We start from the raw sequence: 23938 nt of genomic DNA, 5'->3' as shown, positions 1-23938 counted from the left end.
GGAACCCGCAGACCCCGGCCGCGGCCGGCCCTCCCGAACTGCCCGACTCGGCTCCCCCATGCCAGTCATTTCGGAGGCCGGCCGCGGCCGGTCCCGTTCCCGGACCCGCGGCACCGGCCGTCCGCGGCGACCGGCCCCGCGGTTCACCGACGCGTAACACGCCACGGCTCTTCGTCACGGCGGCGAAACAACGAGGGGCGCCCGCCGAAACCGCGCCGCGCGAATCTCATGGCGCACGACCGGCCCACCCCTCCATCCGCTCGAGGCTTCGCCCGCACGGGCCGTACACAAGACGAGGAGACGCCGATGGCACCAGCCGTCGCCCTGGCCGCGGACGCGCCCACGCTGTCCGCCGCCAACACAGGGTTCATGCTCATCTGTTCCGCCCTGGTGATGCTCATGACGCCGGGTCTGGCCTTCTTCTACGGAGGCATGGTCCGCGTCAAGAGCACCCTGAACATGCTGATGATGAGTTTCATCAGCCTGGGCATCGTCACCGTCCTCTGGGTGCTGTACGGCTTCTCCATGGCGTTCGGCACCGACTCCGGCAGCCTCATCGGCTGGAACTCCGACTGGGTGGGCCTCAGCGACATCGGCCTCACCGAACTGTGGGACGGCACCACCATCCCGCTCTTCGTGTTCCTGGTCTTCCAGATGATGTTCGCCGTCCTCACCCCCGCGCTGATCAGCGGCGCCCTCGCCGACCGCGTGAAGTTCACCGCCTGGGCGCTGTTCGTCGCCCTGTGGGTCACCGTCGTCTACTTCCCGGTCGCCCACTGGGTCTGGGGCTCCGGCGGCTGGGCCTTCGAACTCGGCGTCATCGACTTCGCCGGCGGAACGGCCGTCCACATCAACGCGGGCGCCGCCGCGCTCGGCGTGATCCTCGTCATCGGCCGGCGCATCGGCTTCAAGAAGGACCCGATGCGCCCGCACAGCCTCCCGCTGGTCATGCTCGGCGCCGCCCTGCTGTGGTTCGGCTGGTTCGGCTTCAACTCCGGCTCCTGGCTCGGCAACGACGACGGCGTGGGCGCCCTGATGTTCGTCAACACCCAGGTCGCCACCGGCGCCGCGGTGCTCGGCTGGCTCGCCTACGAGAAGATCCGCCACGGCGCCTTCACCACGCTGGGCGCCGCCTCCGGAGCCGTCTCCGGCCTCGTCGCCATCACCCCCGCCGGCGGCGCGGTCTCCCCGCTCGGCGCCATCGCGGTCGGCCTGATCGCCGGTGTCCTGTGCGCCATGGCCGTCGGCCTGAAGTACCGGTTCAACTACGACGACTCCCTCGACGTCGTCGGCGTCCACCTCGTCGGCGGCATCATCGGCTCCCTGCTCGTCGGCTTCTTCGCCACCGGCAAGGGCCAGTCCGACGTGGCCGGCCTCTTCTACGGCGGCGGCCTCGACCAGTTCTGGAAGCAGTGCGCCGGCGTCTTCGGCGTCCTCGCCTACTCCCTGATCGCCTCCGCGGTCCTCGCCCTCCTCCTCGACAGGACCATCGGCATGCGCGTCTTGGAGGACGACGAGGTCGCCGGCATCGACCAGGCCGAACACGCCGAGACCGCCTACGACTTCAGCGGCACCGGCGGCGGATCCCGCACCACCGCCGCCCCCGCTCCCGCCGCCCCGGCCGAAAGCAAGAAGGTGGACGCATGAAGCTCATCATCGCCGTCGTGAAGCCGCACCGGCTCGACGAGATCAAGGAGGCCCTGCAGGCCTTCGGCGTGCACGGCCTGACCGTCACCGAGGCCAGCGGCTACGGCCGCCAGCGCGGCCACACCGAGGTCTACCGGGGCGCCGAGTACACCGTCGACCTCGTCCCCAAGATCCGCATCGAGGTGCTGGTCGAGGACGACGACGCCGAACAGCTCATCGACGTGATCGTCAAGGCGGCCCGCACCGGCAAGATCGGTGACGGGAAGGTCTGGTCCCTCCCGGTCGAGACGGCCGTACGGGTCCGCACCGGCGAACGCGGCCCCGACGCCCTCTGACGGCACCGCCGCACCGCACAGCACAGCGCTGCACGGCACAGCGCTGCACGGCACTGCACAGCACCGAACAAGGAGCCGCCGGGTGACGGGTACGGACACGCACCACACGGACGCGACGGAGCCCGGCGGCTACGCGGCGGCCCGGCTGCGCCTCCTCACCGAGGACGCGCGGCCCGGGCCGCACCGGCGCACCGCCCTCGCGGACCTGACCGATGCCTGGCTCGCCGCCCTGTTCACCGCGGCCCGCCCGGCGCCCCGGGGCGTCAGCCTGATCGCCGTCGGAGGGTACGGGCGCGGCGAACTCTCCCCGCGCAGCGACCTCGACCTGCTCCTCCTGCACGACGACGGCGACAGCGAGGCCGTCGCCGCCCTGGCCGACCGCCTCTGGTACCCCGTCTGGGACCTCGGCCTGGCCCTCGACCACTCGGTACGCACCCCCGCCGAGGCCCGCCGCACCGCCGCCGACGACCTCAAGGTCCAGCTGGGCCTGCTCGACGCCCGGCACCTCGCCGGAGACCTCGGCCTCACCACCGCGCTGCGCACCACCGTGCTCGCCGACTGGCGCAACCTCGCCCCCCGGCGCCTGCCGGAGCTGCGGGACCTGTGCGCCGAGCGCGCCGCACGCCAGGGGGAACTGCGCTACCTGCTGGAACCCGACCTCAAGGAGGCCCGCGGCGGCCTCAGGGACGCCACCGCCCTCCGCGCCGTGGCCGCCTCCTGGCTCGCCGACGCCCCCCGCGAGGGCCTCGCCGACGCCCGCCGTCACCTCCTCGACGTGCGCGACGCCCTGCACCTGGCCACCGGCCGCGCGACCGACCGGCTCGCCCTCCAGGAACAGGACCAGGTCGCCGGCCGGCTCGGACTCCTCGACGCCGACGCCCTGCTGCGCCAGGTCTACGAGGCCGCCGGCGTCATCACCTACGCGAGCGACGTCACCTGGCGCGAGGTGGGACGCGTCCTGCGCTCCCGCGCCGCCCGGCCCACCCTGCGCACCCTCCTCGGCGGCCGGCGGACCGCCGAGCGGACCCCCCTCGCCGAGGGAGTCGTCGAACAGGACGGCGAAGCGGTCCTCGCCCGCACCGCCCGCTCGGAACGCGACCCCGTGCTCCCGCTGCGCGCCGCGGCCGCCGCCGCCCAGGCCGGACTCCCGCTCTCCCGCCACGCCGTACGGCACCTGGCCGCCACCGCGCCCCCGCTGCCCGCCCCCTGGCCCGCGGAGGCCCGCGAGCAGCTCGTCACCCTGCTCGGATCCGGACCTCCGGCCGTCGACGTGTGGGAGGCCCTGGACGCCGAGGGCCTGATCAGCCGGCTGCTGCCCGACTGGGAACGTGTGCGCTGCCGCCCGCAGCGCAACGCCGTCCACGTCTGGACCGTCGACCGGCACCTCGTCGAGACCGCCGTGCGCGCCTCCGCGCTCACCCGCCGCGTCCACCGCCCCGACCTGCTCCTGGTCGCCGCCCTGCTGCACGACATCGGCAAGGGCTGGCCCGGCGACCACTCGGTGGCCGGCGAGGTCATCGCCAAGGACATGGCCGCCCGCCTCGGCTTCGACGGCCCCGACGTCACCGTGATCTCCACCCTCGTGCGCCACCACCTGCTCCTCGTCGAGACCGCCACCCGGCGCGACCTGGACGACCCGGCGACGGTGCGCGCGGTCGCCGAGGCCGTCGGATCGCCCGGCACCCTGGAACTGCTGCACGCCCTCACCGAGGCCGACGCCCTCGCCACCGGGCCCGCCGCCTGGTCCGCCTGGCGCGCCCGGCTGGTCACCGACCTGGTGCACCGCGTCTCGGCGGTCCTCGCCGGTGATCCGCCCGCCGGCCCGGCGGAGGCGGCGCCCACCGCCGAACAGGAGCGGCTCGCCGTCGAGGCCGCCGCCACCGGCGGGCCGGTGCTCGCCCTGCGCACCCGGCCCGAGCCGCCCGGACCGGGGGAGACCTCCGCCGGCCCCGAGCCGCTCGGCGTCGAACTCCTCGTCGCCGTGCCCGACCAGCCGGGCGTGCTGCCCGCGGTCGCCGGGGTGCTCGCCCTGCACCGGCTCACCGTCCGCACCGCCGGGCTGCGCGCGGTGGGCCTCCCCGACGGCGTGGACGGCACCGTGCTGCTCCTGGACTGGCGGGTCGCCGCCGAGTACGGCTCCCTCCCGCAGGCCGCCCGGCTGCGCGCGGACCTGGTGCGCGCCCTGGACGGCGGCCTGCGCGTCGCCGGCCGCCTCGCCGAGCGGGACGCCGCCCACCCGCGCCGCCTCGGCCGCGCGGCCCCGCCGCCCCGGGTGACCGTCGCCCCCGCCGCCTCGCGGCACGCCACGGTGATCGAGGTGCGGGCCCAGGACGCCCCCGGCCTGCTGTTCCGGATCGGCCGGGCCCTGGAGGACGCCGGGATCCGGGTGCGCAGCGCGCACGTCAGCACCCTCGGCGCCAACGCCGTCGACGCGTTCTACGTCACGCGCGACGACGGAGTGCCGCTGCCCCACGACGAGGCCCGGGCCGTGACCCGCACCCTGGAGAACGCCCTGCGGGAATGATCCGGCGCCCCGCATCCGCGTCCGGCCCTCCCGCCCGGTCCGGCGGACCCCCGAGTACGGCAGGCGGGGAGGAATTGCTCGCGGAGCCGGATACCCTGGAGGGCAGTCCAGAACGCCCCCGATCCCGAGGACCGACGCCGCCGTGTTCGACACCCTCTCCGACCGCCTCAGCGCGACCTTCAAAAACCTCCGCGGAAAAGGCCGGCTGAGCGAAGCGGACATCGACGCCACGGCGCGCGAGATCCGTATCGCCCTCCTCGAGGCCGACGTCGCCCTGCCGGTGGTGCGCGCGTTCATCAAGAACGTCAAGGAACGCGCGCTCGGCGCCGAGGTCTCCAAGGCGCTCAATCCCGCCCAGCAGATCATCAAGATCGTCAACGACGAGCTGGTCCAGGTGCTCGGCGGCGAAACCCGTCGCCTCCGCTTCGCCAAGCAGCCGCCCACCGTGATCATGCTCGCGGGTCTGCAGGGTGCCGGTAAGACCACCCTCGCGGGCAAGCTCGGCAAGTGGCTCAAGGACCAGGGGCACTCCCCGGTGCTGGTCGCGGCCGACCTCCAGCGCCCGAACGCCGTCAACCAGCTGAGCGTGGTCGCCGAGCGCGCCGGCGTGGCCGTCTACGCCCCGGAGCCCGGCAACGGTGTCGGCGACCCGGTGAAGGTCGCCAAGGACTCCATCGAGTTCGCCCGGACCAAGGTCCACGACATCGTGATCGTGGACACCGCCGGCCGCCTGGGCATCGACCAGGAGATGATGCGGCAGGCCGCGGACATCCGCGACGCGGTCTCGCCCGACGAGATCCTGTTCGTCGTCGACGCGATGATCGGCCAGGACGCCGTCAACACCGCCGAGGCCTTCCGCGACGGCGTCGGCTTCGACGGCGTGGTGCTCTCCAAGCTGGACGGCGACGCCCGCGGTGGTGCGGCCCTGTCGATCCGCCAGGTCACCGGCAAGCCGATCATGTTCGCCTCCAACGGCGAGAAGCTGGACGACTTCGACGCCTTCCACCCGGACCGGATGGCCTCCCGCATCCTCGACATGGGTGACCTGCTCACCCTGATCGAGCAGGCGGAGAAGACGTTCAGCCAGGAAGAGGCCGAGAAGATGGCCTCCAAGCTGGCGTCCAAGAAGGGCCAGGACTTCACCCTGGACGACTTCCTGGCCCAGATGGAGCAGGTCCGCAAGATGGGCTCCATCTCCAAGCTGCTCGGCATGCTCCCGGGCATGGGCCAGATGAAGGACCAGATCAACAACCTCGACGAGCGCGACGTCGACCGCACCGCCGCCATCATCAAGTCGATGACCCCGGCCGAGCGCCAGGAACCGACGATCATCAACGGCTCCCGCCGCGCCCGGATCGCCAAGGGCTCCGGTGTCGAGGTCAGCGCCGTGAAGAACCTGGTCGAGCGGTTCTTCGAGGCCCGCAAGATGATGTCCCGCATGGCGCAGGGCGGGGGCATGCCGGGGATGCCCGGGATGCCGGGCATGGGCGGCGGCCCCGGCCGGCAGAAGAAGAAGCAGAAGCAGGCCAAGGGCAAGCAGCGCTCCGGCAACCCGATGAAGCGCAAGCAGCAGGAGCAGGAGGAGGCCGCGCGCCGCGCGGCGGCGGCCGAGGGCGGCAACGCCTTCGGACTGCCGCAGCAGGGCGGCAAGGACTTCGAACTGCCCGAGGAGTTCAAGAAGTTCATGGGCTGACGGGCGGCCGGCCCGCCACGCCCCACGTCCGCCGAGGGCGCCCCTCCCGTGGGAGGGGCGCCCTCCGGGCGTTTCAGGGGGTGCGGGCGATCAGGTACCGGAAGACGTTCGGCATCCACACCGTGCCGTCCGGGCGCTGGTACGGGTGCAGCGCCTCGGCCAGTTCCTTGGCGACCTGCACCTGGTCCGTGGCCGCGATCGCCGGGTCGAACAGACCGGTCGACAGCAGGCCCCGCAGCGCGCTGTCCGGGTCGGCGTAGCCGAACGGGCAGGCCACCCGCCCCGAGCCGTCCGGCCGCAGGCCCGCCCGGGCGGCGACCTCCTCCAGGTCGTCGCGGTGCGCGGGACGCCAGGTGCCGGTGCCGCGCGCCGGCTGCGCCGCGTCGGTGGCGGTGCGCAGCACCGAGAGCGTGGCGCACCGCTCCGGCGGACCCCACCCGGTCAGCACCACGGCGGCGCCGCGTCCGGCGAGCGGCACGGCCTCGGCGAGCAGCCCGGCCAGGGCGTCCGCGTCCCCGGCCAGGCAGCCGATCGGCTCGAAGGCGGTGACGACGGTGTACGGGGGCTGCGGACCGGGAGCGGCGTCGCCCGGTTCGCCGCGCACGATGCGGGTGTCCGGGCGCCCGTGGGGCTCCCGGTCCTCCGGCAGCAGCCGCTCGCGGGCGAGGCGCAGCCGGTCGGTGCCGGTGTCGACCCCGGTGACGGCGGCGCCGCGCGAGGCGGCCATCAGCAGCGCGAGTCCGGAGCCGCAGCCGAGGCCGAGGAGCCGGGTCGTCGGCCCCACGTCGAGCCGTTCGTGGACGGCCTCGTAGAGCGGGACGAGCATCCGTTCCTGGATCTCGGACCAGTCACGCGCGCGTGCCCGCAGGTCCACGCGGGGGGCGGCCCCCGCCTGAGGCGGGTGCTGCCGCACGAGCGTAGGTGTCATAGGTAAGAGCCCCAATCAGCCGAGAATTGCCGCTGTGCCCGATTCCTTGGCCCCCGTGCAGTGCGCTCGCACTCCCCCCGTATGCCAGGTAACTCCGCCCTCGACCCGGCGTCCAGTGGAAGGAGGCGGCGGCTTGGGAGTTGCTCGTGCCAGTGGCAAGAATTCACCCGGCGGCAACACGGGACGCCCCGGTGCGACGCCGCCGGCGAGCGGGGCGGCGCGGCGGCCGTGCCCGGGGCCCGGTAACGTCACCGTCGTACCGTCCGTCCGTCCGTCCGGTCGTACCGTCCGTCCGGTCGTACCGTCTGCCTGTCGGACCGGGGCCCCGGACGTGTGCCGCGGGAGACGGCCGAAACGCCTCTTGCGTTTCCGCCGCCCCTGGCATGATCGGCGTACCCTCCGGGGCTACACACCGGGCCGTACGTCGGCCTACGTACCGCCTTGCGGTGAGCTGCGAGGCTTCTCCGCAGATCGGCGCACGCGCCCTCGTCGCGACGCATCAGTGAGAACTGACGGGTACGTGCAAAATATTTGGGATGGCCCGGAATCGGAACACACAGCCACCCCGGCTCGTTGTCATTACGTGAGCACGACACAGACACCACCTGTACTCGCCGCAGAACTGGCGCAGGCGTGGGCCGACATCCAGCGGCACCACCCCGAACTGCCGGATCTTGCCGCGCCCGAGTCCCTGATCGGGGAGTCGTCGTCCGCGTGCGGTCACGAGCTCTCCTTCGAGCGACTGCTGCACGAGGCAGTCCATGGCGTCGCCGCCGCGCGCGGCGTACGCGACACGTCCCGAGCGGGCCGCTACCACAACCGCCGGTTCCTCGCGATCGCCGAGGAGCTGGGCCTGGACCACCCCGAGGAGCCGCACCCGAGCAGCGGTTTCTCGCTGGTCACGCTCACTCCCGAGGCGAAGCGCCGGTACCGCCCGACCATCGAGCGCCTCCAGCGCGCGCTGAAGGCCCACTCCGCCGCCACCGCCGGCGACACCGCGCGCAGCTTCCGCGGTCCCGCCGCACGGCACGGATCCTCCGGAGGAGGTGTACGCGTCAAGGCAGTGTGCGACTGCGGGCGCAACGTCCGCGTCGTCCCGTCTGTCCTGGCCCAGGCCCCCATCGTCTGCGGCGGCTGCGGCAAGCCGTTCCGCATTCCGGAGGTCGTGGCAGCGGCAGGCTGACCCCGCCCGGCATCTCGTGGGTGCCGGAGGGTCAGGTGCCGGTGTGCCCGAGGCGCTCCGCACACCCGCGGAGCGCCTCGGCGTCGTGCCCGCCCGCACCCGTGGTCGGCGGCCTCCCGCGCGTGTGGCAGAATGGCCTGCTGTACTCGACAGCCGCACAGGACCCCTCTCTCCTCCGGCTGACGCGTCCGTCGGGCACTCGGGTACCGCAACCCCACGCGGCCTTCCCGCCGTGCCCAACCACGTCAAAACCAGGAGATTCCACTCCCGTGGCAGTCAAGATCAAGCTGAAGCGTCTGGGCAAGATCCGTTCGCCCCACTACCGCATCATCGTCGCCGACGCCCGTACCCGCCGTGACGGCCGGGCGATCGAGGAGATCGGCAAGTACCACCCGACGTACAACCCGTCGGTGATGGAGGTCGACAGCGAGCGCGTGGCGTACTGGCTCGGCGTCGGCGCCCAGCCGACGGAGGCCGTCCGCGCCATCCTGCAGAAGACCGGCGACTGGCAGAAGTTCAAGGGCGAGCCCGCCCCGGCGCCGCTGCTGCAGCCCGAGGAGAAGGCGGCCCGTCCCTCCTTCGAGGCGATCGGCGGCGACGACGACGCCAAGGGTGAGGCCATCACCCAGAAGAAGAAGGCGGACAAGAAGGACGAGGCCGCGGCCGACTCCTCCGCGTCCGAGCCGACCGAGGCCTGAGCATGCTCGAGGAGGCTCTCGAGCACCTCGTGAAGGGCATCGTCGACAACCCTGACGATGTGCAGGTCGCCTCGCGCAACCTGCGCCGCGGACGCGTGCTCGAGGTCCGGGTCCACCCGGACGACCTCGGCAAGGTGATCGGCCGCAACGGCCGCACCGCACGCGCCCTGCGCACCGTCGTGGGCGCCATCGGCGGCCGTGGTGTCCGGGTCGACCTCGTCGACGTGGACCACGTCCGCTGACGCTTATCGCAAACCGGCTCGGGCCGGGGAGGGCCACCGGCCGTCCCCGGCCCGAAGTCGTCCCGACAGGAGATACCGCACCGTGCAGCTGGTAGTCGCACGCATCGGCCGCGCCCACGGCATCAAGGGCGAGGTCACCGTCGAGGTCCGCACCGACGAGCCCGAGCTGCGGCTCGGCCCCGGTGCCGTCCTGGCCACCGACCCCCCCTCGGCCGGACCGCTCACCATCGAGACCGGCCGGGTCCACAGCGGGCGCCTCCTGCTGCGCTTCGAGGGCGTGCGCGACCGCACCGCCGCCGAGGCGCTGCGCAACACCCTCCTCATCGCCGACGTCGACCCCGACGAGCGGCCCGAGGACGAGGACGAGTACTACGACCACCAGCTGATCGACCTCGACGTGGTGACCGTGGACGGCACCGAGGTCGGCCGGATCACCGAGATCTCCCACCTGCCCGCCCAGGACCTGTTCGTGGTGGAGCGCCCCGACGGCAGCGAGGTCTACGTGCCGTTCGTCGAGGAGATCGTCACCGACATCGACCTGGAGGAACAGCGCGCGGTCATCGACCCGCCGCCCGGACTGATCGACGACCGCGCCGAGATCGCCTCCGCGCGCGACGACGCCGCCGGGGCCCGCGACGCCGCCGCCGGGACCCGCGACGACGCCGGGGACGACGCCTGATGCGGCTCGACGTCGTCACGATCTTCCCCGAGTACCTCGAACCGCTGAACGTCTCGCTGGTCGGCAAGGCCCGCGCCCGCGGGCAGCTCGACGTGCGCGTCCACGACCTGCGCGCCTGGACCCACGACCGGCACCACACCGTCGACGACACCCCCTACGGGGGCGGCCCCGGCATGGTGATGAAGCCCGAGCCGTGGGGCGAGGCCCTCGACACGGTCCTCGCGGACGGCTACGAGACGGGGACCGGCGCACCGGCGCTGATCGTGCCCGCCCCCAGCGGGCGCCCCTTCACCCAGGACCTCGCCGTCGAACTGTCCGAGCGTCCCTGGCTGATCTTCGCCCCGGCCCGCTACGAGGGCATCGACCGCCGGGTCGTCGACGAGTACGCGACCCGGATGCCCGTGTACGAGGTGTCCATCGGGGACTACGTCCTGGCCGGCGGCGAGGCGGCCGTGCTCGTCGTCACCGAGGCCGTGGCCCGCCTGCTGCCCGGCGTGCTGGGCAACGCCGAGTCCCACCGCGACGACTCCTTCGCCCCCGGCGCCATGGCCAACCTCCTGGAGGGCCCCGTGCACACCAAGCCGCCGCTGTGGCGGGGGCGGGGCATCCCGGACGTGCTGCTCAGCGGCCACCACGGCAGGATCGCCCGCTGGCGCCGCGACGAGGCGCTGAAGCGCACCACCGCTCACCGCCCCGACCTCATCGCGCGCTGCGAGCCTGGCGCGTTCGACCGCAAGGACCGCGAGATGCTGTCCGTCCTGGGCTGGGAACCGGACCCCGAGGGCGAGCCGTACGGCCGATTTTGGCGCAGGACCGACGACGTGGAAGAATAGGCCGCTGTTGTGCGTCGTTCCGGCGTGCGCCCCTGCCGCAGGGGGACACGACGCCCGCCCGTACCGCACATCCCCGAACCGAACCTCCTTGCCGTTGATGACCTGCGGCATCAGCGAAGAAAGCAGACGAAATGTCTCACCTGCTCGACTCCGTCGACTCCGCGTCGCTGCGCAGCGACGTCCCGGCCTTCCGCCCCGGCGACACCGTCAACGTCCACGTGCGCGTCATCGAGGGCAGCCGCTCCCGTGTGCAGCAGTTCAAGGGCGTGGTGATCCGCCGCCAGGGTGCCGGCGTCCGCGAGACCTTCACGGTCCGCAAGGTCTCCTTCTCCGTCGGCGTCGAGCGCACCTTCCCGGTGCACACCCCGATCGTGGAGAAGATCGAGCTCGTCACCAAGGGTGACGTCCGCCGCGCCAAGCTGTACTACCTGCGCGACCTCCGCGGCAAGGCTGCGAAGATCAAGGAGAAGCGCGAGAGCTGAGCGCTTTTCCGGGGTCGAGCCGGGGCCGGATACCATCTGGCCCCGATGGACACCGAAGCACAGCAGACGGAGCGCGACCGCTCCTCCCGCCCGGACACGACCGAGGACACCTCGGGGACACCGGGCCCGGAGGGCCGGTCGCGTTCCGCGTTGGGGCGGCGCATGGCGTGGCTCCCCGGCGGGTGGATCACCCTGACCCTGACGCTCTGCCTGGCCTTTCTGCTGGCGCTCAGCACGTTCGTGGTGCGGCCCTTCCAGATCCCCAGCGGCTCCATGGAGCCCGGATTGAGGATCGGGGACCGCGTTCTCGTAAACAAGTTGGCATACCGTTTCGGAGCCGCGCCGCAGCGCGGTGACGTGGTGGTGTTCGACGGAGGCGGGTACTTCGGCGACGGCGACTTCATCAAGCGCGTCGTCGGGGTCGGCGGTGACCGCGTGGTCTGCTGCGACGAGGAGGGGAGGATCCGGGTGAACGGCCGGTCGGTCGACGAGTCGGGCTTCCTGTTCCCCGGCGACGACGCGTCCACGGTCCCCTTCGACGTCGTGGTGCCCGACGGGCGCCTGTTCCTCCTCGGTGACCACCGCAGCGCCTCCAGCGACTCGCGCGACCGCCTCGGCTCGCCCGGCGGCGGCATGGTCCCGGCCGACGACCTGATCGGCCGCGCCGACGGGATCGCCTGGCCGTTCGACCGGGCCCGCCGGCTGCACCGGCCCGACGCCTACGCGCGCGTCCCGTCCCCGGCGGCCGGCCCGCACACCACGGGGGGTGCCCATGGGTAACCGCGGCAAGCCCCGGGGCGCACCGGCGAGCGCCGTGGAGAACCTGCTGCCCACCGGCTCCCGCCGGGCCGCCAAGGGCGACTCCCGCGGCCGGGCCGAGCGGCGCAGACTCCAGCGCAAGGTCAAGCGGCGCCGCCGCCGCAGTGCCGTCAAGGAGATCCCGCTGCTCGTCGGGGTCGCCGTCCTGATAGCGCTGGTCCTCAAGACCTTCCTGGTGCAGGCCTTCGTCATCCCGTCCGGCTCCATGGAGCAGACGATCCAGATCGGCGACCGGGTCCTCGTCGACAAGCTCACCCCGTGGTTCGGCTCCAAGCCGCAGCGCGGGGACGTCGTGGTGTTCAAGGACCCCGGCGGCTGGCTCCAGGACGAGCAGCCCGCGCCGAAGACGGACGACCCGATCGGCATCAAGCAGATCAAGGACGGGCTCACCTTCATCGGACTGCTGCCCTCCGACAACGAGCAGGACCTGATCAAACGGGTGGTCGGCGTCGGAGGCGACCGGGTCCAGTGCTGCGACCGCGAGGGCCGCGTCAGCGTCAACGGCGTCCCCCTGGACGAGAACGACTACCTGTACCCCGGCAACCGCCCGTCGACGATCCCCTTCGACGTCACCGTCCCCGAGGGACGGCTGTGGGTGATGGGCGACCACCGGTCCAACTCCGCCGACTCCCGCTCGCACCAGGACACCGACTACGGCGGCACCGTCTCCGAGGACGAGGTCGTCGGACGGGCGATGGTGATCGCCTGGCCGCTCGGTCACTGGAGCACGCTGGACGAACCGAGAACCTACGCGTCCGTGTCGGACTCGGCGCCCGTCACGACAGCGGGCCCCCCTCCGTCGCATAGGGTTGCCCCCGACGATCCGAACACGATGATGCAGCTCCCGATCCCTGCGGAACTCCCGCTCGTTATGGGAGTGGTGGGCCTGCTCCGTCCGAGGGGCGGGCGGCGGCAGAGAGTAAGGAGTTGGCGTGGGGGATGCGGCGCTTGGCGCACGGTCCGGGCACGAGGGCGAGGAGTACCGAGGACGTTCCGTCGGAGCGGCCCGTCCGTCGGCGGAGGACTCCGTGACCTCCGGGGAGCACTCCCCGGCGGGTGGCGGAGACGGACCCGGGGACCAGCCCCCCACGGCACGCGGCGGGGCGGACGGCAGCGCGCCCCGGGCGAAGAAGCCGCGCTCGTTCTGGAAGGAACTGCCGATCCTGATCGGCATCGCGCTGGTCCTGGCCCTGCTGATCAAGACGTTCCTGGTGCAGGCGTTCTCGATCCCGTCCGACTCGATGCAGAACACCCTCCAGCAGGGTGACCGGGTCCTGGTCGACAAGCTCACCCCGTGGTTCGGTTCCGAGCCCGAGCGCGGTGAGGTGGTCGTCTTCCACGACCCCGACAACTGGCTGGCGGGTGAGCCCACGCCCCAGCCCAACGCCCTGCAGCAGATGCTCAGCTGGATCGGCCTGATGCCGTCCGCCGAGGAGAAGGACCTCATCAAGCGGGTCGTCGGCGTCGGCGGCGACACCGTCGAGTGCAAGGGCACCGGCCCGCTGACAGTCAACGGCAAGGCGCTGAACGAGCCGTACGTGTACCCGGGCAACACCCCGTGCAGCCAGGACGACCAGGGCGGCCAGTTCAAGGTGAAGGTGCCCGAGGGCCACATCTGGGTCATGGGCGACCACCGGCAGAACTCCCGCGACTCGCGGTACAACCGGGCCGACAAGAACAACGGCATGGTGCCCGTGAAGGAGGTCGTCGGCCGGGCCGTCGTCATCGCCTGGCCGGTCAACCGCTGGGACAACCTCCCGGTCCCGGACACCTACGACCAGCCCGCACTGGACGCGGCCTCGGCGGCCGGCGCCGCCCTGACCCTCGCCCCGCAGGGCCTGGCACTCGTCGGCGCGGTGCCGCTGGTGCTGTGGCGCCGCCGGCGCGCGGACGTCGGCGGGGGCCGCTGAGAAGGGGCTGACCCGCCGAGGTACCGCCGGGTAGGGTGCCGCCCATGAGTGGTCAGAGCACGACACGCACGGCCTCCGGCAACGGCGGCCCGGGCCGGGGCCCCGCGCCGGGCCGGACCGGACGGCGTCTGTCCGGGCTGGCCGTGGCCCTGGGCATGGTGCTGTTCCTCGGCGGCTTCGTCTGGGGAGCGGTCGTGTACCGCCCGTACACCGTGCCGACCACCTCCATGGCCCCCACGATCGGCGCCGGAGACCGCGTCCTGGCCCAGCGCATCGACGACGCCGACGTGCGCCGCGGCGACGTCGTCGTCTTCCGTGACGAGAACTGGGCCGACGTGCCGGTCCTCAAGCGCGTGGTCGCAATCGGCGGCGACACCGTGTCCTGCTGCGAGAACGGCAGGCTGAAGGTCAACGGCAAGGAGATCGACGAACCGTATCTGCCGCGCGACGACCTCCTCGCCGGTCTCCAGACCTTCCCGGAGGTGACCGTGCCCGAGGGGCGGCTGTTCCTCCTCGGCGACGAGCGGTCCGGCTCGGTGGACTCCACCGCCCACCTCACCGACGCCGCCAACGGCACCGTCGCGCGCGGCGCGGTCCAGGCCCGGGTCGACGCCGTGGTGTGGCCGATGAACGGCATGCTGGAGGCCCCCGCCGGCTTCCGCGCGCTGGGCCCTCTGTCCTCGCCGGGCCCGCTGCCGGTGATGCTGGCCGTGATCGCCACGGGCGCGGTGCTGGTGCTCGGCGGCGCCGCCTACACCCCGCTCGCCCAGCGTGCGGCGGCCTCGCGCGCCCGGGCCGGCGGGGCTTCCGGCCCTTCTGGCTCCCCGGGGCCCTCCGGGACCGGAGCGGGGGCATCCGGTGGCCGCTGAGACCGCTCCGGTGCCCGGCGAGCAGCAGGCCGGACCGCGCCGGGTGGCCCGCGTGGTGTTGCTGGACCCGCAGGACCGCATCCTGCTGCTGCACGGTCACGAACCGGACGACCCCTCGGACGACTGGTGGTTCACCCCCGGGGGCGGCGTGGAGGGCGCGGAGACCCGCGAGGAGGCCGCGCTGCGGGAACTCGCCGAGGAGACCGGCATCACGGACGTGGAGCTCGGCCCGGTGCTGTGGCGGCGCAGGTGCTCCTTCCCCTTCGCCGGCCGCCGCTGGGACCAGGACGAGTGGTACTTCCTGGCGCGGACCGAACAGACCGCCACCGCCGCGACGGCACTGACCGATCTGGAACGCCGCAGTGTGGTGGGTGCACGGTGGTGGACGTGCCCGGAACTGGCTCGGGCGCATGAGACGGTGTATCCGACCAGACTCGCCGAGCTGCTGCGGAGGCTGCTCGACGAAGGTCCCCCCGCCGGGCCCGAGACCCTGGACACCGAAATCGTCTGAGGGCTTCCGGGACTGGCGCACAATGGGGGGATCGCACGCTGAAGGGGAACATGCCATGAGCGCCGAGGACCTCGAGAAGTACGAGACCGAGATGGAGCTCAAGCTCTACCGGGAGTACCGCGACGTCGTCGGTCTGTTCAAATACGTGATCGAGACCGAGCGCCGCTTCTACCTGACCAACGACTACGAGATGCAGGTGCACTCGGTCCAGGGAGAGGTGTTCTTCGAGGTGTCGATGGCGGACGCCTGGGTGTGGGACATGTACCGGCCCGCCCGCTTCGTCAAGCAGGTGCGCGTGCTGACGTTCAAGGACGTGAACATCGAGGAGCTCAACAAGAGCGACCTGGAGCTCCCGAGCGGGTGACGGAGTTTTCCACAACCGGCCGGTAGTCCACCAAGATCCACTTCGGGGTGCGGGCTGCGTGACGGTGGGTGCCGAAAGGCGGTGCCGACATGAAACCGAACGCAGACTCCGGACACGGCAGGTCCCCCGGGCGCGGTGCGCGCTCCGAACCCGGTGCACACCGCGAGCACGGTGCGCGGTCCGAACGCCCTGCGCGCATCGAGCACGGTGTGGGGTCCGCATCCGGTGAACACTTCGTGCACGGTGTGGGGTCCGAACCCGGTGAACACTTCGTGCACGGCGCGCGGTCCGGGCGCGTTACGCCGTCCGGGCGAGACGCGCACGTGCCGTCCGGGCGAGACGGGCGCGTGCCCTCCGCGCAGAGGCCGGAGGGCGTACCCGACCCGCAGAGCGCGCGGAGCCGGCCGTCGTCCGTGGTCCACGACGCACAGGCCGTGCGCGGCCGGGAGCCGGTAGCCAGGGCAGAAGGCGTGCGGTGCCGAAAGCCCGTACCCGGCACGCAGACCCCGTGGGGCGGGACGCCCGTATCCGGCCCCCGGGCCATGGAGGACGCGCCGGACGTCCCGGCGTCCCCGCGTCCCGGACGGCGGCTCCCCGCCCGCCCGGCGACCCGCGCGGCCGAGGGCGCCCGGGTCCGGGCCCGCGGCGCGGCGCGCCCGCAGGGCGCCCACCGGGCCCGCAGCGCACTGGGCCGGTACGGCGAGGCACTGGCCGCGCGGCGGCTGGCCGAGGCCGGCATGACCGTCCTGGAGCGCAACTGGCGCTGCGGCCGGGCCGGCGAGATCGACATCGTGGCCCGGGACGGGGACGTCCTCGTGGTCTGCGAGGTGAAGACGCGCCGGGCGGGGACGTTCCAGCACCCCATGGCAGCGGTCACGGCGGCCAAGGCGAACCGCCTGCGCGACCTGGCCGAACGCTGGCTGCGCGAGCACGGGGGAGCGCCACCCGGGGGCGTCCGTATCGACCTGGTCGGCGTCCTGCTGCCCACCCGCGGGGCTCCCCGGGTCGAGCACGCGCGGGGGGTGGCCTGAGATGGGTTTCGCCCGTACGTGCGCGGTCGCGCTGGTCGGCGTGGAGGGCGTGGTCGTGGAGGTGCAGGCCGACCTCGAACCGGGAGTCGCGGCGTTCACCCTGGTGGGCCTGCCGGACAAGAGCCTGACGGAGAGCCGGGACCGGGTCCGCGCGGCCGTGGTCAACTCCGGTGCCGAGTGGCCCCAGAAGAAGCTCACCGTGGGACTCAGTCCCGCGTCCGTGCCCAAGGCCGGCAGCGGTTTCGACCTCGCCGTCGCGTGCGCCGTGCTGGGCGCTGCGGAACGGCTCGACCCCCGGGTGCTGGCCGACATCGTGATGATCGGCGAGCTGGGCCTGGACGGCCGGGTCCGCCCCGTCCGCGGCACGCTGCCGGCCGTGCTGGCCGCGGCCGACGCCGGGTACGAGCAGGTCGTCGTACCGGAGTGCGCCGCCGCCGAGGCGTCCCTGGTGCCGGGGGTGTCCGTGCTGGGCATCCGCAGCCTGCGCCAGCTGATCGCGGTGCTCACCGACGAGCCCGTCCCCGAGGAGGAACCCGTGGAGCCCGGGCGCCCCGATCCGCTGCTGGCGGGCCTTCGGGTACCCGGCGCCGGTGCGGCCACCGGCATGCACGGGGCGTCCGCGGCCACCTGGGACCAGGGGCAGGGCCACGACCTCGCCGACATCGTCGGCCAAACCTCGGCACGGACCGCCGTCGAGGTGGCCGCGGCCGGCGGCCACCACCTGTTCCTGGAAGGGCCCCCGGGCGCCGGGAAGACCATGCTGGCGGAGCGCCTGCCGAGCCTGCTGCCCCCACTGGACCGCCAGGAGTCGCTGGAGGTCACCGCGGTGCACTCGGTGGCCGGCCTCCTCCCGCCGGGCAAACCCCTCGTCGCCACCGCCCCCTACTGCGCCCCGCACCACTCGGCCACGCTCCAGGCGCTCGTCGGCGGCGGACCGGGCGTCGCCCGCCCCGGCGCGGTCTCGCTCGCCCACCGGGGCGTGCTCTTCCTGGACGAGACCCCCGAGTTCAGCAGCCACGCCCTGGACGCCCTGCGCCAGCCGCTGGAGTCCGGGCACGTCGTGATCGCCCGCAGTTCCGGGGTCGTGCGCTTCCCGGCCAGGTTCCTGATGGTGCTCGCGGCCAACCCCTGCCCGTGCGGACGGTTCTCCCTGCGGGACGGCTCCTGCGACTGCCCGCCCTCCGCGGTCCGCCGCTACCAGGCGCGGCTCTCCGGACCCCTGCTGGACCGCGTCGACCTCAGGGTGGAGGCCGACCGCGTCACCCGCGCCGAACTCACCGCCGCCGGCGCCCGAGGGGAGTCCACCGCCACGGTCGCCGCCCGGGTGCGCTCCGCCCGAGAACGCGCGGCGGCCCGGTTCGAGGGCACCCCGTGGCGCACCAACAGCGACATCCCCGGGCGGGAGCTGCGCAGCCGCTGGGGAGCAGCTCCCGGCGCCATGGACGACGCCGAGCGGAGCCTGGAGCGGGGCGTGCTCACCGCCCGGGGCCTCGACCGGGTGCTCAGGGTCGCCTGGACCGTCGCCGACCTGGTCGGCCACGACCGTCCCCAGGTCACGGACGTCGCCCTCGCCCTGCAACTGCGCACCGGCGTCCCCCGGGGCGTGCCGATGGCCATCGGAGCCCTGACGTGAGCGCCGGGGCGCGGGTGAGCGGCGGCGGGGCGGACGAGAAGGCCGGGACCGGCCCCGGCCGCGGCTCTGCCGGGCACGCCGCACCCGGGGACGGCCGGGTCCCGCACCGCGCACCGGGGTCCGCCGCCGGCCACGGTCCGCACGACGGCGGGTGCGCGCGGCGCGGGGACGGCGGGAACCACGACGGAGACCCCGCCGACGACCTCCTCGCCAGGGTCTTCCTCGCCCGGGTGTTCGAACCCGGCGACGAGGCCGGCGGACGGTGGGTGCGGGAGCGCGGGGCGCCGGCGGTGGTGCGGCGGCTGCGGTCGGCCGGGCAGCCCCTGCCGGGAGTGAGCGGCAAGCGGTGGGCCGGGCTCCTCAGCCGGGCCGATCGGGCCGACCCGCGCGCGGATCTCGCCGTCGCCCGGGAGGCCGGCGTGCGCTTCATCTGCCCCGGTGCCGCCGAGTGGCCCCGGCAGCTCGACGACCTCGGGGACGCGCGCCCCCTCGGACTCTGGGTGCGCGGCCCGGCCGACCTGCGGATGTGGGCCCTGCGCTCGGTCGCCGTCGTGGGGGCGCGCGCCTGTACCCCGTACGGCGCCCACATGGCCACTACGCTCTCCGCCGGACTCGTCGAGAGCGGCTGGGTCGTGGTGTCCGGCGGCGCCTACGGCATCGACGGCGCCGCGCATCGCGGGGCTCTCGGCTCCGGCGGCGCCACCGTCGCCGTCCTCGCCTGCGGCGTCGACCGCCCCTACCCGCGCGGCCACACCGGCCTCATCACCAGGATCGCGGAACAGGGCCTGGTCATCGGTGAGTTGCCGCCGGGCGACCATCCCACGCAGAGCAGGTTCATCCTCCGCAACCGGGTGATCGCCGCCCTCACCCGGGGCACCGTGGTCGTCGAGGCCGCCCACCGCAGCGGCTCCCTGGTGACGGTGCGGGCGGCCCGGCGTCTGGGACGTCACACGATGGGGGTACCGGGACCCGCCACCAGCGGCCTCTCCGCCGGCGTGCACGAACTGCTGCGGCAGGACGCCGTACTCGTCACCGACGCGGCCGAGGTCGTGGAAATGGTCGGCGGCATGGGCGACCTGGCACCCGAGCGCCGGGGGCCCGTGCTGCCCAGGGACCTGCTGGAACCGGCCGCCCGCCGCGTTCTCGCCGCACTGCCGGGACGCGGTACAGCCGGCCCCGACGAGGTCGCCCGCGGCGCGCAGACCACGCCGGACGACGCGGTCGCGAGACTGTACGAACTGCGAGCACTTGGATACGTCGAACGACACGGCGACGGCTGGAAGTTGACACGCCAGGCGGTGATCCCGGCCGAGCGGTGATCACTTCGCGTTCTGACCGAGCGTGTTCGGCCGTCCGGGGGAACGCCGACATCCCTTGGAAAATACGTCAGTTGGGACACCCGGGTGATCACTGAGAGCGACGGTCGGGCGGCCGTGCGGCCGGGTGCGGAACGTCGTGGTGCGGGGTCCGCCTCACCCTCTTCGCGCAACGCGACGCCTCAGTCACGCTACGCTCACAAGGGCCCGAACGGGCACGCACCCCACCACACCGGTACTCCGGCACCAGGCAGCACCACTCCACGGCAGAACGGCACAAGGCGACGAATGCCCCAGCACACCTCCGGGTCAGACCGGGCGGCGATCCCCCCAGCCGCCCGCGACCATGGCAACGTGCGGCCGCCCGCTCCCTCGACGCTCGACGAGCTGTGGCGGTCGTACAAGGAGACGGGGGACGAGCGGCTGCGGGAGCAGTTGATCCTGCACTACTCGCCGCTGGTGAAGTACGTCGCCGGCCGGGTCGGCGTGGGGCTCCCGTCCAACGTGGACCAGGCGGACTTCGTCTCCTCCGGCGTCTTCGGGCTGATCGACGCGATCGAGAAGTTCGACGTCGAGCGGCAGATCAAGTTCGAGACCTACGCGATCACCCGCATCCGGGGCGCGATGATCGACGAACTGCGCGCACTGGACTGGATCCCGCGTTCCGTGCGGCAGAAGGCACGCAACGTGGAGCGGGCCTACGCGACCCTGGAGGCGCGGCTCCGGCGCACCCCGTCGGAGAGCGAGGTCGCCCGCGAGATGGGCATCGCGGTGGACGACCTGCACGCGGTTTTCAGCCAGCTGTCGCTCGCCAACGTCGTGGCCCTGGAGGAGCTGCTGCACGTCGGGGGCGAGGGCGGCGACCGGCTGAGCCTGATGGACACCCTGGAGGACACCTCCGCCGACAACCCGGTCGAGGTGGCCGAGGACCGGGAGCTTCGGCGGTTCCTGGCCCGCGCCATCAACACCCTGCCCGACCGGGAGAAGACCGTCGTCACGCTGTACTACTACGAGGGCCTCACCCTGGCCGAGATCGGCAACGTGCTGGGCGTGACGGAGAGCAGGGTCAGCCAGATCCACACCAAGTCGGTGCTCCAGCTGCGGGCCAAGCTGGCCGGTTTCGCCCGCTGAGCCGAAGGCTCGGGGCGACCCTCGCGGAGGGGCGGGCACACACACTGCCCCGTTGCCCCCAGTCGGCGAATCGCCTGACGCCGACCGCCCCTGCGTCCGGCGGATGCCCCTGCGCCCGTTGGCTGCCCCTGCACCGTGGGCGCTTGCGTCCATCGCTTTTCGGCCGTGGCCGTGGCCGTGGCCGGGACCCGGTCGCGGAACGGCCGGGCACCGTCCGGCCGGAGGCCCGGCGACCTGCGGTTCCGGTCGGGTGACTCCCGTCCCGGACGGTCCATCCGTACAGTGGACGGCGTGCCAAGGATTCGAGCGGCCTCCGTGGCCGAGCACCGGTCGATGCAGCGAGCCGCCCTGCTGGACGCGGCACGCTCCCTGCTGTCCGAGGGCGGTACGGAGGCGCTGACCTTCCCCGCGCTCGCCGAGCGCACGGGTCTCGCGCGCTCGTCCGTGTACGAGTACTTCCGGTCGCGGGCCGCCGTGGTCGAGGAACTGTGCGAGGTCGACTTCCCGGTCTGGGCGGCCGAGGTCGAGGCGGCGATGGCCGCGGCCGAGGGGACCGACGCCAAGGTCGAGGCGTACGTCCGCACGCAGCTGGAACTCGTCGGCGACCGGCGGCACCGGGCCGTGGTGGCGATCTCGGCCAGCGAGCTGGACGCCGGCGCCCGGGAGAAGATCCGGGCCGCGCACGGCGGTCTCATCACCATGATCGTCGAGGCCCTGGACGAACTGGGCCACGCCCAGCCCCGCCTGGCCGCCATGCTGCTCCAGGGCGTGGTCGACGCGGCCGTGCGACGCCTCGAACTCGGCGCGGCGGAGGACCCCCGGACCATCACGGACGCGGCGGTCTCCATGGCCCTGCGGGGCGTCCGCGCCTGACCCTCCCGAAACCGCTGCCCGGCCGCCGGCGCGGCTCCCGGACCACAGACGACGGTGCACCGAGGCTGCGGTCACGCGGTGCAACGAGGCTCCGGTCACGCGGAGCACCGAACTCCGGTCGCGCGGAGCAACGTCACCCGGATCAGAGCGGGACCCGGACCCGGACCCGGACTACCGCCCAGGCCCGTCACCCGTCCCCGTCCCCGCTCCCGCACGCTCACCCCGGCACCGGAACGTCCAGCACCGGCAGGAGTCTCGACGGGCCGCGGTGCAGCAGCCACGGCGGGAGCAGGGTGAGCGGGTCCAGGTAGGTGTCCCCGCGGAGCAGCCCCCAGTGCAGGCACGGGGCGGCGGCGCAGTGGGAGCCCGTGGGTTCCACGGTGCCGAGGACCGTGCCCGCGCCGACCAGGTCCCCCTTCGTCACGGACACCCGGACCGGCTCGTAGGTCGTGCGCAGCGGAGGGTCCCCCGTGTCCGCCAGCTCCACCGACACGACCCCCTTTCCGGCCACCCGGCCCGCGAACGAGACCCGTCCCGCCGCCACCGCCCTCACCGGCGTCCCGGGAGGCGCCCCCAGGTCGACGCCGCGGTGTCCCCGCCCGTACGCCGTCGCCGGAGGCTCCCAGCCCCGCAGCACCCGTGGCCGCACCCCCACCGGCCAGGTCCGTCCCACCGCCGGGACCCCGCCCGGCGGCCCGGTGGCACCGCCGGCCGGAGCCGGATCCGCCGGCGACCGGACCGCGCCGGCGCCCGGCCGGGCGGAGCGCGCCGGGGGCGCGGCGGGGTCCGCGGCCACCCGCGACGCGGCAGCGGTCGGCCGGGAGGCGGCAGCGGTCGGCCGGGAGGCGGCAGGAGCCGTGCCCGGCCGCGTCGTGCCAGGGGTGCCCGCCGCCGACAACTGGGCCGGGGAGGGTGCCAGCAGCACCGTCGTGGTCATCAGCAGCAGCAGTGCCGTCCGCGCGCACCGCCGTGGCCACCCGGCGGCCCGGGGGCGGCCGGAGTCCCCGGCATCGGTCGTGGATCGCATGCCCGCAGCCTCCCGGAGATCCGTGATCACGGCGGCGGCCTGTGGACCGACCGGCGGTTGTGGACAACGGCGTCACCCGGCACGCCGTGGGTCCCGTACACTTCTATGGCGACCCGGGCAGCCGGGTCGACTTCGCACGCCCCGACATCGGGACCGGCCACGGCCGGAAACCCGGTGTCAGCGCCCCTCGGTCCTTCGTGGCACGGCGCGTCGTGGGCGTCAGGCGCGGGAGCCGTCCGGCACCCGCGGCACAACCGAGAAAATCAAGGAGATACGGCCATGGCCGTCGTCACGATGCGGGAGCTGCTGGAAAGCGGCGTCCACTTCGGTCACCAGACCCGCCGTTGGAACCCGAAGATGAAGCGCTTCATCTTCACCGAGCGCAACGGCATCTACATCATCGACCTGCTCCAGTCGCTGTCGTACATCGACCGCGCCTACGAGTTCGTCAAGGAGACCGTGGCCCACGGCGGCACGGTCATGTTCGTCGGCACGAAGAAGCAGGCGCAGGAGGCCATCGCCGAGCAGGCCACCCGCGTCGGCATGCCCTACGTCAACCAGCGCTGGCTGGGCGGCATGCTCACCAACTTCTCGACCGTCTACAAGCGCCTGCAGCGCCTGAAGGAGCTCGAGCAGATCGACTTCGAGGACGTGGCCGCCTCCGGCCTCACCAAGAAGGAGCTGCTGGTCCTCTCCCGCGAGAAGGCCAAGCTGGAGAAGACCCTCGGCGGTATCCGCGAGATGCAGAAGGTGCCCAGCGCCGTCTGGATCGTGGACACCAAGAAGGAGCACATCGCGGTCGGCGAGGCCCGGAAGCTCAACATCCCGGTCGTCGCCATCCTCGACACCAACTGCGACCCCGACGAGGTCGACTACAAGATCCCGGGCAACGACGACGCGATCCGCTCCGTCACCCTGCTCACCCGCGTGATCGCCGACGCCGTGGCCGAGGGCCTCATCGCCCGCTCCGGTGTCGCCACCGAGGGCAAGGGCGAGAAGGCCGCCGGCGAGCCGCTGGCCGAGTGGGAGCGCGACCTGCTCGAGGGCGAGAAGAAGGCGGAGGCCGCCGCCGAGGGTGAGAAGCCGGCCGAGGCCCCCGCCGCCGAGGCCGACAAGCCGGCCGAGGCCGAGAAGCCCGCCGAGGCCGCCCCGGCCGCCGAGGCCGAGCAGGCCTGACCGCGCCCGTCCGTGGTGTCGACGGCGGGAGCGG

23 protein-coding genes and 1 pseudogene are annotated in these 23938 nt (G+C 73.4%); 22 read left to right on the top strand and 2 right to left on the bottom strand.

The genetic code is table 11. The features are described from left to right. Nucleotides 1–306 precede the first annotated feature (306 nt). The 4 genes from ACSU53_RS08275 (at nucleotide 307) to ffh (ending at nucleotide 6199) form a co-directional block, all read left to right on the top strand. Complete coding sequence (locus tag ACSU53_RS08275) at nucleotides 307–1647, top strand: ammonium transporter (protein ID WP_437026024.1); 1341 nt, start codon at nucleotides 307–309, stop codon at nucleotides 1645–1647. Beyond that, nucleotides 1644–1982, top strand: a complete 339-nt coding sequence (locus tag ACSU53_RS08270) for a P-II family nitrogen regulator (RefSeq protein ID WP_362092285.1) — start codon at nucleotides 1644–1646, stop codon at nucleotides 1980–1982. Before ACSU53_RS08275 ends, ACSU53_RS08270 begins: the two co-directional genes overlap by 4 nt. 82 nt (nucleotides 1983–2064) lie before the next feature. Next, entirely contained in the window at nucleotides 2065–4506 is a 2442-nt protein-coding gene (locus ACSU53_RS08265; protein WP_437026021.1) for a [protein-PII] uridylyltransferase, read from the top strand. A gap of 142 nt (nucleotides 4507–4648) precedes the next feature. Continuing rightward, nucleotides 4649–6199, top strand: a complete 1551-nt coding sequence (gene ffh, locus ACSU53_RS08260; protein WP_437026019.1) for a signal recognition particle protein — start codon at nucleotides 4649–4651, stop codon at nucleotides 6197–6199. A 73-nt stretch (nucleotides 6200–6272) separates the two neighbouring features. Here the strand turns inward: ffh and ACSU53_RS08255 are convergent, their stop codons facing one another. After that, a complete protein-coding gene (locus tag ACSU53_RS08255) occupies nucleotides 6273–7127 on the bottom strand; it encodes an SAM-dependent methyltransferase (protein WP_437026017.1) in 855 nt (284 codons plus the stop codon). A gap of 583 nt (nucleotides 7128–7710) precedes the next feature. On the opposite strand from ACSU53_RS08255, the gene ACSU53_RS08250 reads away from it, so the two are divergent. The 17 genes and pseudogenes from ACSU53_RS08250 to ACSU53_RS08170 all read left to right on the top strand — a co-directional run bounded on the left by ACSU53_RS08250 (nucleotide 7711) and on the right by ACSU53_RS08170 (nucleotide 21701). Continuing rightward, nucleotides 7711–8310: a hypothetical protein gene (locus tag ACSU53_RS08250; protein WP_362092297.1), complete on the top strand. Its 600-nt coding sequence runs from the start codon at nucleotides 7711–7713 to the stop codon at nucleotides 8308–8310. Nucleotides 8311–8579: 269 nt separating this feature from the next. After that, a complete protein-coding gene (rpsP, locus tag ACSU53_RS08245; RefSeq protein ID WP_437026015.1) occupies nucleotides 8580–9008 on the top strand; it encodes a 30S ribosomal protein S16 in 429 nt (142 codons plus the stop codon). A gap of 2 nt (nucleotides 9009–9010) precedes the next feature. Next, nucleotides 9011–9250: an RNA-binding protein gene (locus ACSU53_RS08240; protein WP_003973401.1), complete on the top strand. Its 240-nt coding sequence runs from the start codon at nucleotides 9011–9013 to the stop codon at nucleotides 9248–9250. Between the two features lie 82 nt (nucleotides 9251–9332). Next, nucleotides 9333–9929, top strand: coding sequence for a ribosome maturation factor RimM (rimM, locus tag ACSU53_RS08235; RefSeq protein WP_437026014.1), 597 nt, complete (start codon nucleotides 9333–9335; stop codon nucleotides 9927–9929). Further along, a complete protein-coding gene (trmD, locus tag ACSU53_RS08230) occupies nucleotides 9929–10762 on the top strand; it encodes a tRNA (guanosine(37)-N1)-methyltransferase TrmD (RefSeq protein WP_437026012.1) in 834 nt (277 codons plus the stop codon). The genes rimM and trmD overlap by 1 nt, the downstream gene beginning before the upstream one ends. Nucleotides 10763–10893: 131 nt before the next feature. Then, complete coding sequence (gene rplS / locus ACSU53_RS08225; protein ID WP_437026010.1) at nucleotides 10894–11244, top strand: 50S ribosomal protein L19; 351 nt, start codon at nucleotides 10894–10896, stop codon at nucleotides 11242–11244. Between the two features lie 45 nt (nucleotides 11245–11289). Then, nucleotides 11290–12024, top strand: a complete 735-nt coding sequence (lepB, locus tag ACSU53_RS08220; RefSeq protein ID WP_437026008.1) for a signal peptidase I — start codon at nucleotides 11290–11292, stop codon at nucleotides 12022–12024. Further along, nucleotides 12017–13102, top strand: a pseudogene (gene lepB / locus ACSU53_RS08215) (signal peptidase I); the annotation flags it as partial. The gene lepB (ACSU53_RS08220) and the pseudogene lepB (ACSU53_RS08215), both read left to right, overlap by 8 nt. Then, nucleotides 12996–13973 carry a signal peptidase I gene (gene lepB, locus ACSU53_RS08210; protein ID WP_437026007.1) on the top strand — a complete coding sequence of 326 codons (978 nt, stop codon included), beginning with the start codon at nucleotides 12996–12998 and terminating at the stop codon, nucleotides 13971–13973. The pseudogene lepB (ACSU53_RS08215) and the gene lepB (ACSU53_RS08210), both read left to right, overlap by 107 nt. Nucleotides 13974–14017: 44 nt before the next feature. Then, nucleotides 14018–14842 (top strand): signal peptidase I, encoded by an 825-nt coding sequence (lepB, locus tag ACSU53_RS08205; RefSeq protein ID WP_437026005.1) that lies wholly within the window; start codon nucleotides 14018–14020, stop codon nucleotides 14840–14842. After that, nucleotides 14832–15353 (top strand): NUDIX hydrolase, encoded by a 522-nt coding sequence (locus tag ACSU53_RS08200; RefSeq protein ID WP_437026003.1) that lies wholly within the window; start codon nucleotides 14832–14834, stop codon nucleotides 15351–15353. The genes lepB (ACSU53_RS08205) and ACSU53_RS08200 overlap by 11 nt, the downstream gene beginning before the upstream one ends. Nucleotides 15354–15408: 55 nt before the next feature. After that, the gene (locus ACSU53_RS08195; protein WP_003993268.1) at nucleotides 15409–15717 is read left to right on the top strand and encodes a DUF2469 domain-containing protein; all 309 of its coding nucleotides are present in this window, start codon (nucleotides 15409–15411) and stop codon (nucleotides 15715–15717) included. A 686-nt stretch (nucleotides 15718–16403) separates the two neighbouring features. After that, nucleotides 16404–16748, top strand: coding sequence for a YraN family protein (locus ACSU53_RS08190; protein ID WP_437033081.1), 345 nt, complete (start codon nucleotides 16404–16406; stop codon nucleotides 16746–16748). Between the two features lies 1 nt (nucleotide 16749). Then, nucleotides 16750–18381, top strand: a complete 1632-nt coding sequence (locus ACSU53_RS08185) for a YifB family Mg chelatase-like AAA ATPase (protein ID WP_437026002.1) — start codon at nucleotides 16750–16752, stop codon at nucleotides 18379–18381. A gap of 230 nt (nucleotides 18382–18611) precedes the next feature. Then, entirely contained in the window at nucleotides 18612–19700 is a 1089-nt protein-coding gene (gene dprA, locus ACSU53_RS08180; protein ID WP_437033079.1) for a DNA-processing protein DprA, read from the top strand. 285 nt (nucleotides 19701–19985) lie between these two features. Beyond that, on the top strand, nucleotides 19986–20828 hold the full coding sequence (whiG, locus tag ACSU53_RS08175; protein ID WP_362092320.1) for an RNA polymerase sigma factor WhiG: 843 nt from the start codon (nucleotides 19986–19988) through the stop codon (nucleotides 20826–20828). Between the two features lie 315 nt (nucleotides 20829–21143). Further along, nucleotides 21144–21701, top strand: coding sequence for a TetR/AcrR family transcriptional regulator (locus ACSU53_RS08170; protein WP_437033077.1), 558 nt, complete (start codon nucleotides 21144–21146; stop codon nucleotides 21699–21701). 217 nt (nucleotides 21702–21918) lie between these two features. Here ACSU53_RS08170 and ACSU53_RS08165 read toward each other — a convergent pair whose 3' ends face one another. Beyond that, nucleotides 21919–22497, bottom strand: a complete 579-nt coding sequence (locus ACSU53_RS08165; RefSeq protein WP_437033075.1) for a murein hydrolase activator EnvC family protein — start codon at nucleotides 22495–22497, stop codon at nucleotides 21919–21921. Between the two features lie 510 nt (nucleotides 22498–23007). On the opposite strand from ACSU53_RS08165, the gene rpsB reads away from it, so the two are divergent. Next, on the top strand, nucleotides 23008–23904 hold the full coding sequence (gene rpsB / locus ACSU53_RS08160; RefSeq protein ID WP_432055541.1) for a 30S ribosomal protein S2: 897 nt from the start codon (nucleotides 23008–23010) through the stop codon (nucleotides 23902–23904). The last annotated feature ends 34 nt before the right edge of the window (nucleotides 23905–23938 follow it).

Source organism: Streptomyces sp. enrichment culture (assembly GCF_964273255.1).
Lineage (GTDB): Bacteria > Actinomycetota > Actinomycetes > Streptomycetales > Streptomycetaceae > Streptomyces.
Note: the sequence above shows the minus strand (reverse complement) of the source record. Positions and strands in the feature narration are given on the sequence as shown.

Excerpts from the sequence above, each read along its gene's own strand:
- ACSU53_RS08275 (WP_437026024.1), top strand. The coding sequence starts at position 307 with ATGGCACCAGCCGTCGCCCTGGCCGCGGACGCGCCCACGCTGTCCGCC.
- ACSU53_RS08270 (WP_362092285.1), top strand. The coding sequence starts at position 1,644 with ATGAAGCTCATCATCGCCGTCGTGAAGCCGCACCGGCTCGACGAGATC.
- ACSU53_RS08255 (WP_437026017.1), bottom strand. The coding sequence starts at position 7,127 with ATGACACCTACGCTCGTGCGGCAGCACCCGCCTCAGGCGGGGGCCGCC.
- ACSU53_RS08240 (WP_003973401.1), top strand. The coding sequence starts at position 9,011 with ATGCTCGAGGAGGCTCTCGAGCACCTCGTGAAGGGCATCGTCGACAAC.
- trmD (WP_437026012.1), top strand. The coding sequence starts at position 9,929 with ATGCGGCTCGACGTCGTCACGATCTTCCCCGAGTACCTCGAACCGCTG.
- rplS (WP_437026010.1), top strand. The coding sequence starts at position 10,894 with ATGTCTCACCTGCTCGACTCCGTCGACTCCGCGTCGCTGCGCAGCGAC.
- lepB (WP_437026008.1), top strand. The coding sequence starts at position 11,290 with ATGGACACCGAAGCACAGCAGACGGAGCGCGACCGCTCCTCCCGCCCG.
- lepB (WP_437026005.1), top strand. The coding sequence starts at position 14,018 with ATGAGTGGTCAGAGCACGACACGCACGGCCTCCGGCAACGGCGGCCCG.
- ACSU53_RS08195 (WP_003993268.1), top strand. The coding sequence starts at position 15,409 with ATGAGCGCCGAGGACCTCGAGAAGTACGAGACCGAGATGGAGCTCAAG.
- ACSU53_RS08185 (WP_437026002.1), top strand. The coding sequence starts at position 16,750 with ATGGGTTTCGCCCGTACGTGCGCGGTCGCGCTGGTCGGCGTGGAGGGC.
- whiG (WP_362092320.1), top strand. The coding sequence starts at position 19,986 with ATGCCCCAGCACACCTCCGGGTCAGACCGGGCGGCGATCCCCCCAGCC.
- rpsB (WP_432055541.1), top strand. The coding sequence starts at position 23,008 with ATGGCCGTCGTCACGATGCGGGAGCTGCTGGAAAGCGGCGTCCACTTC.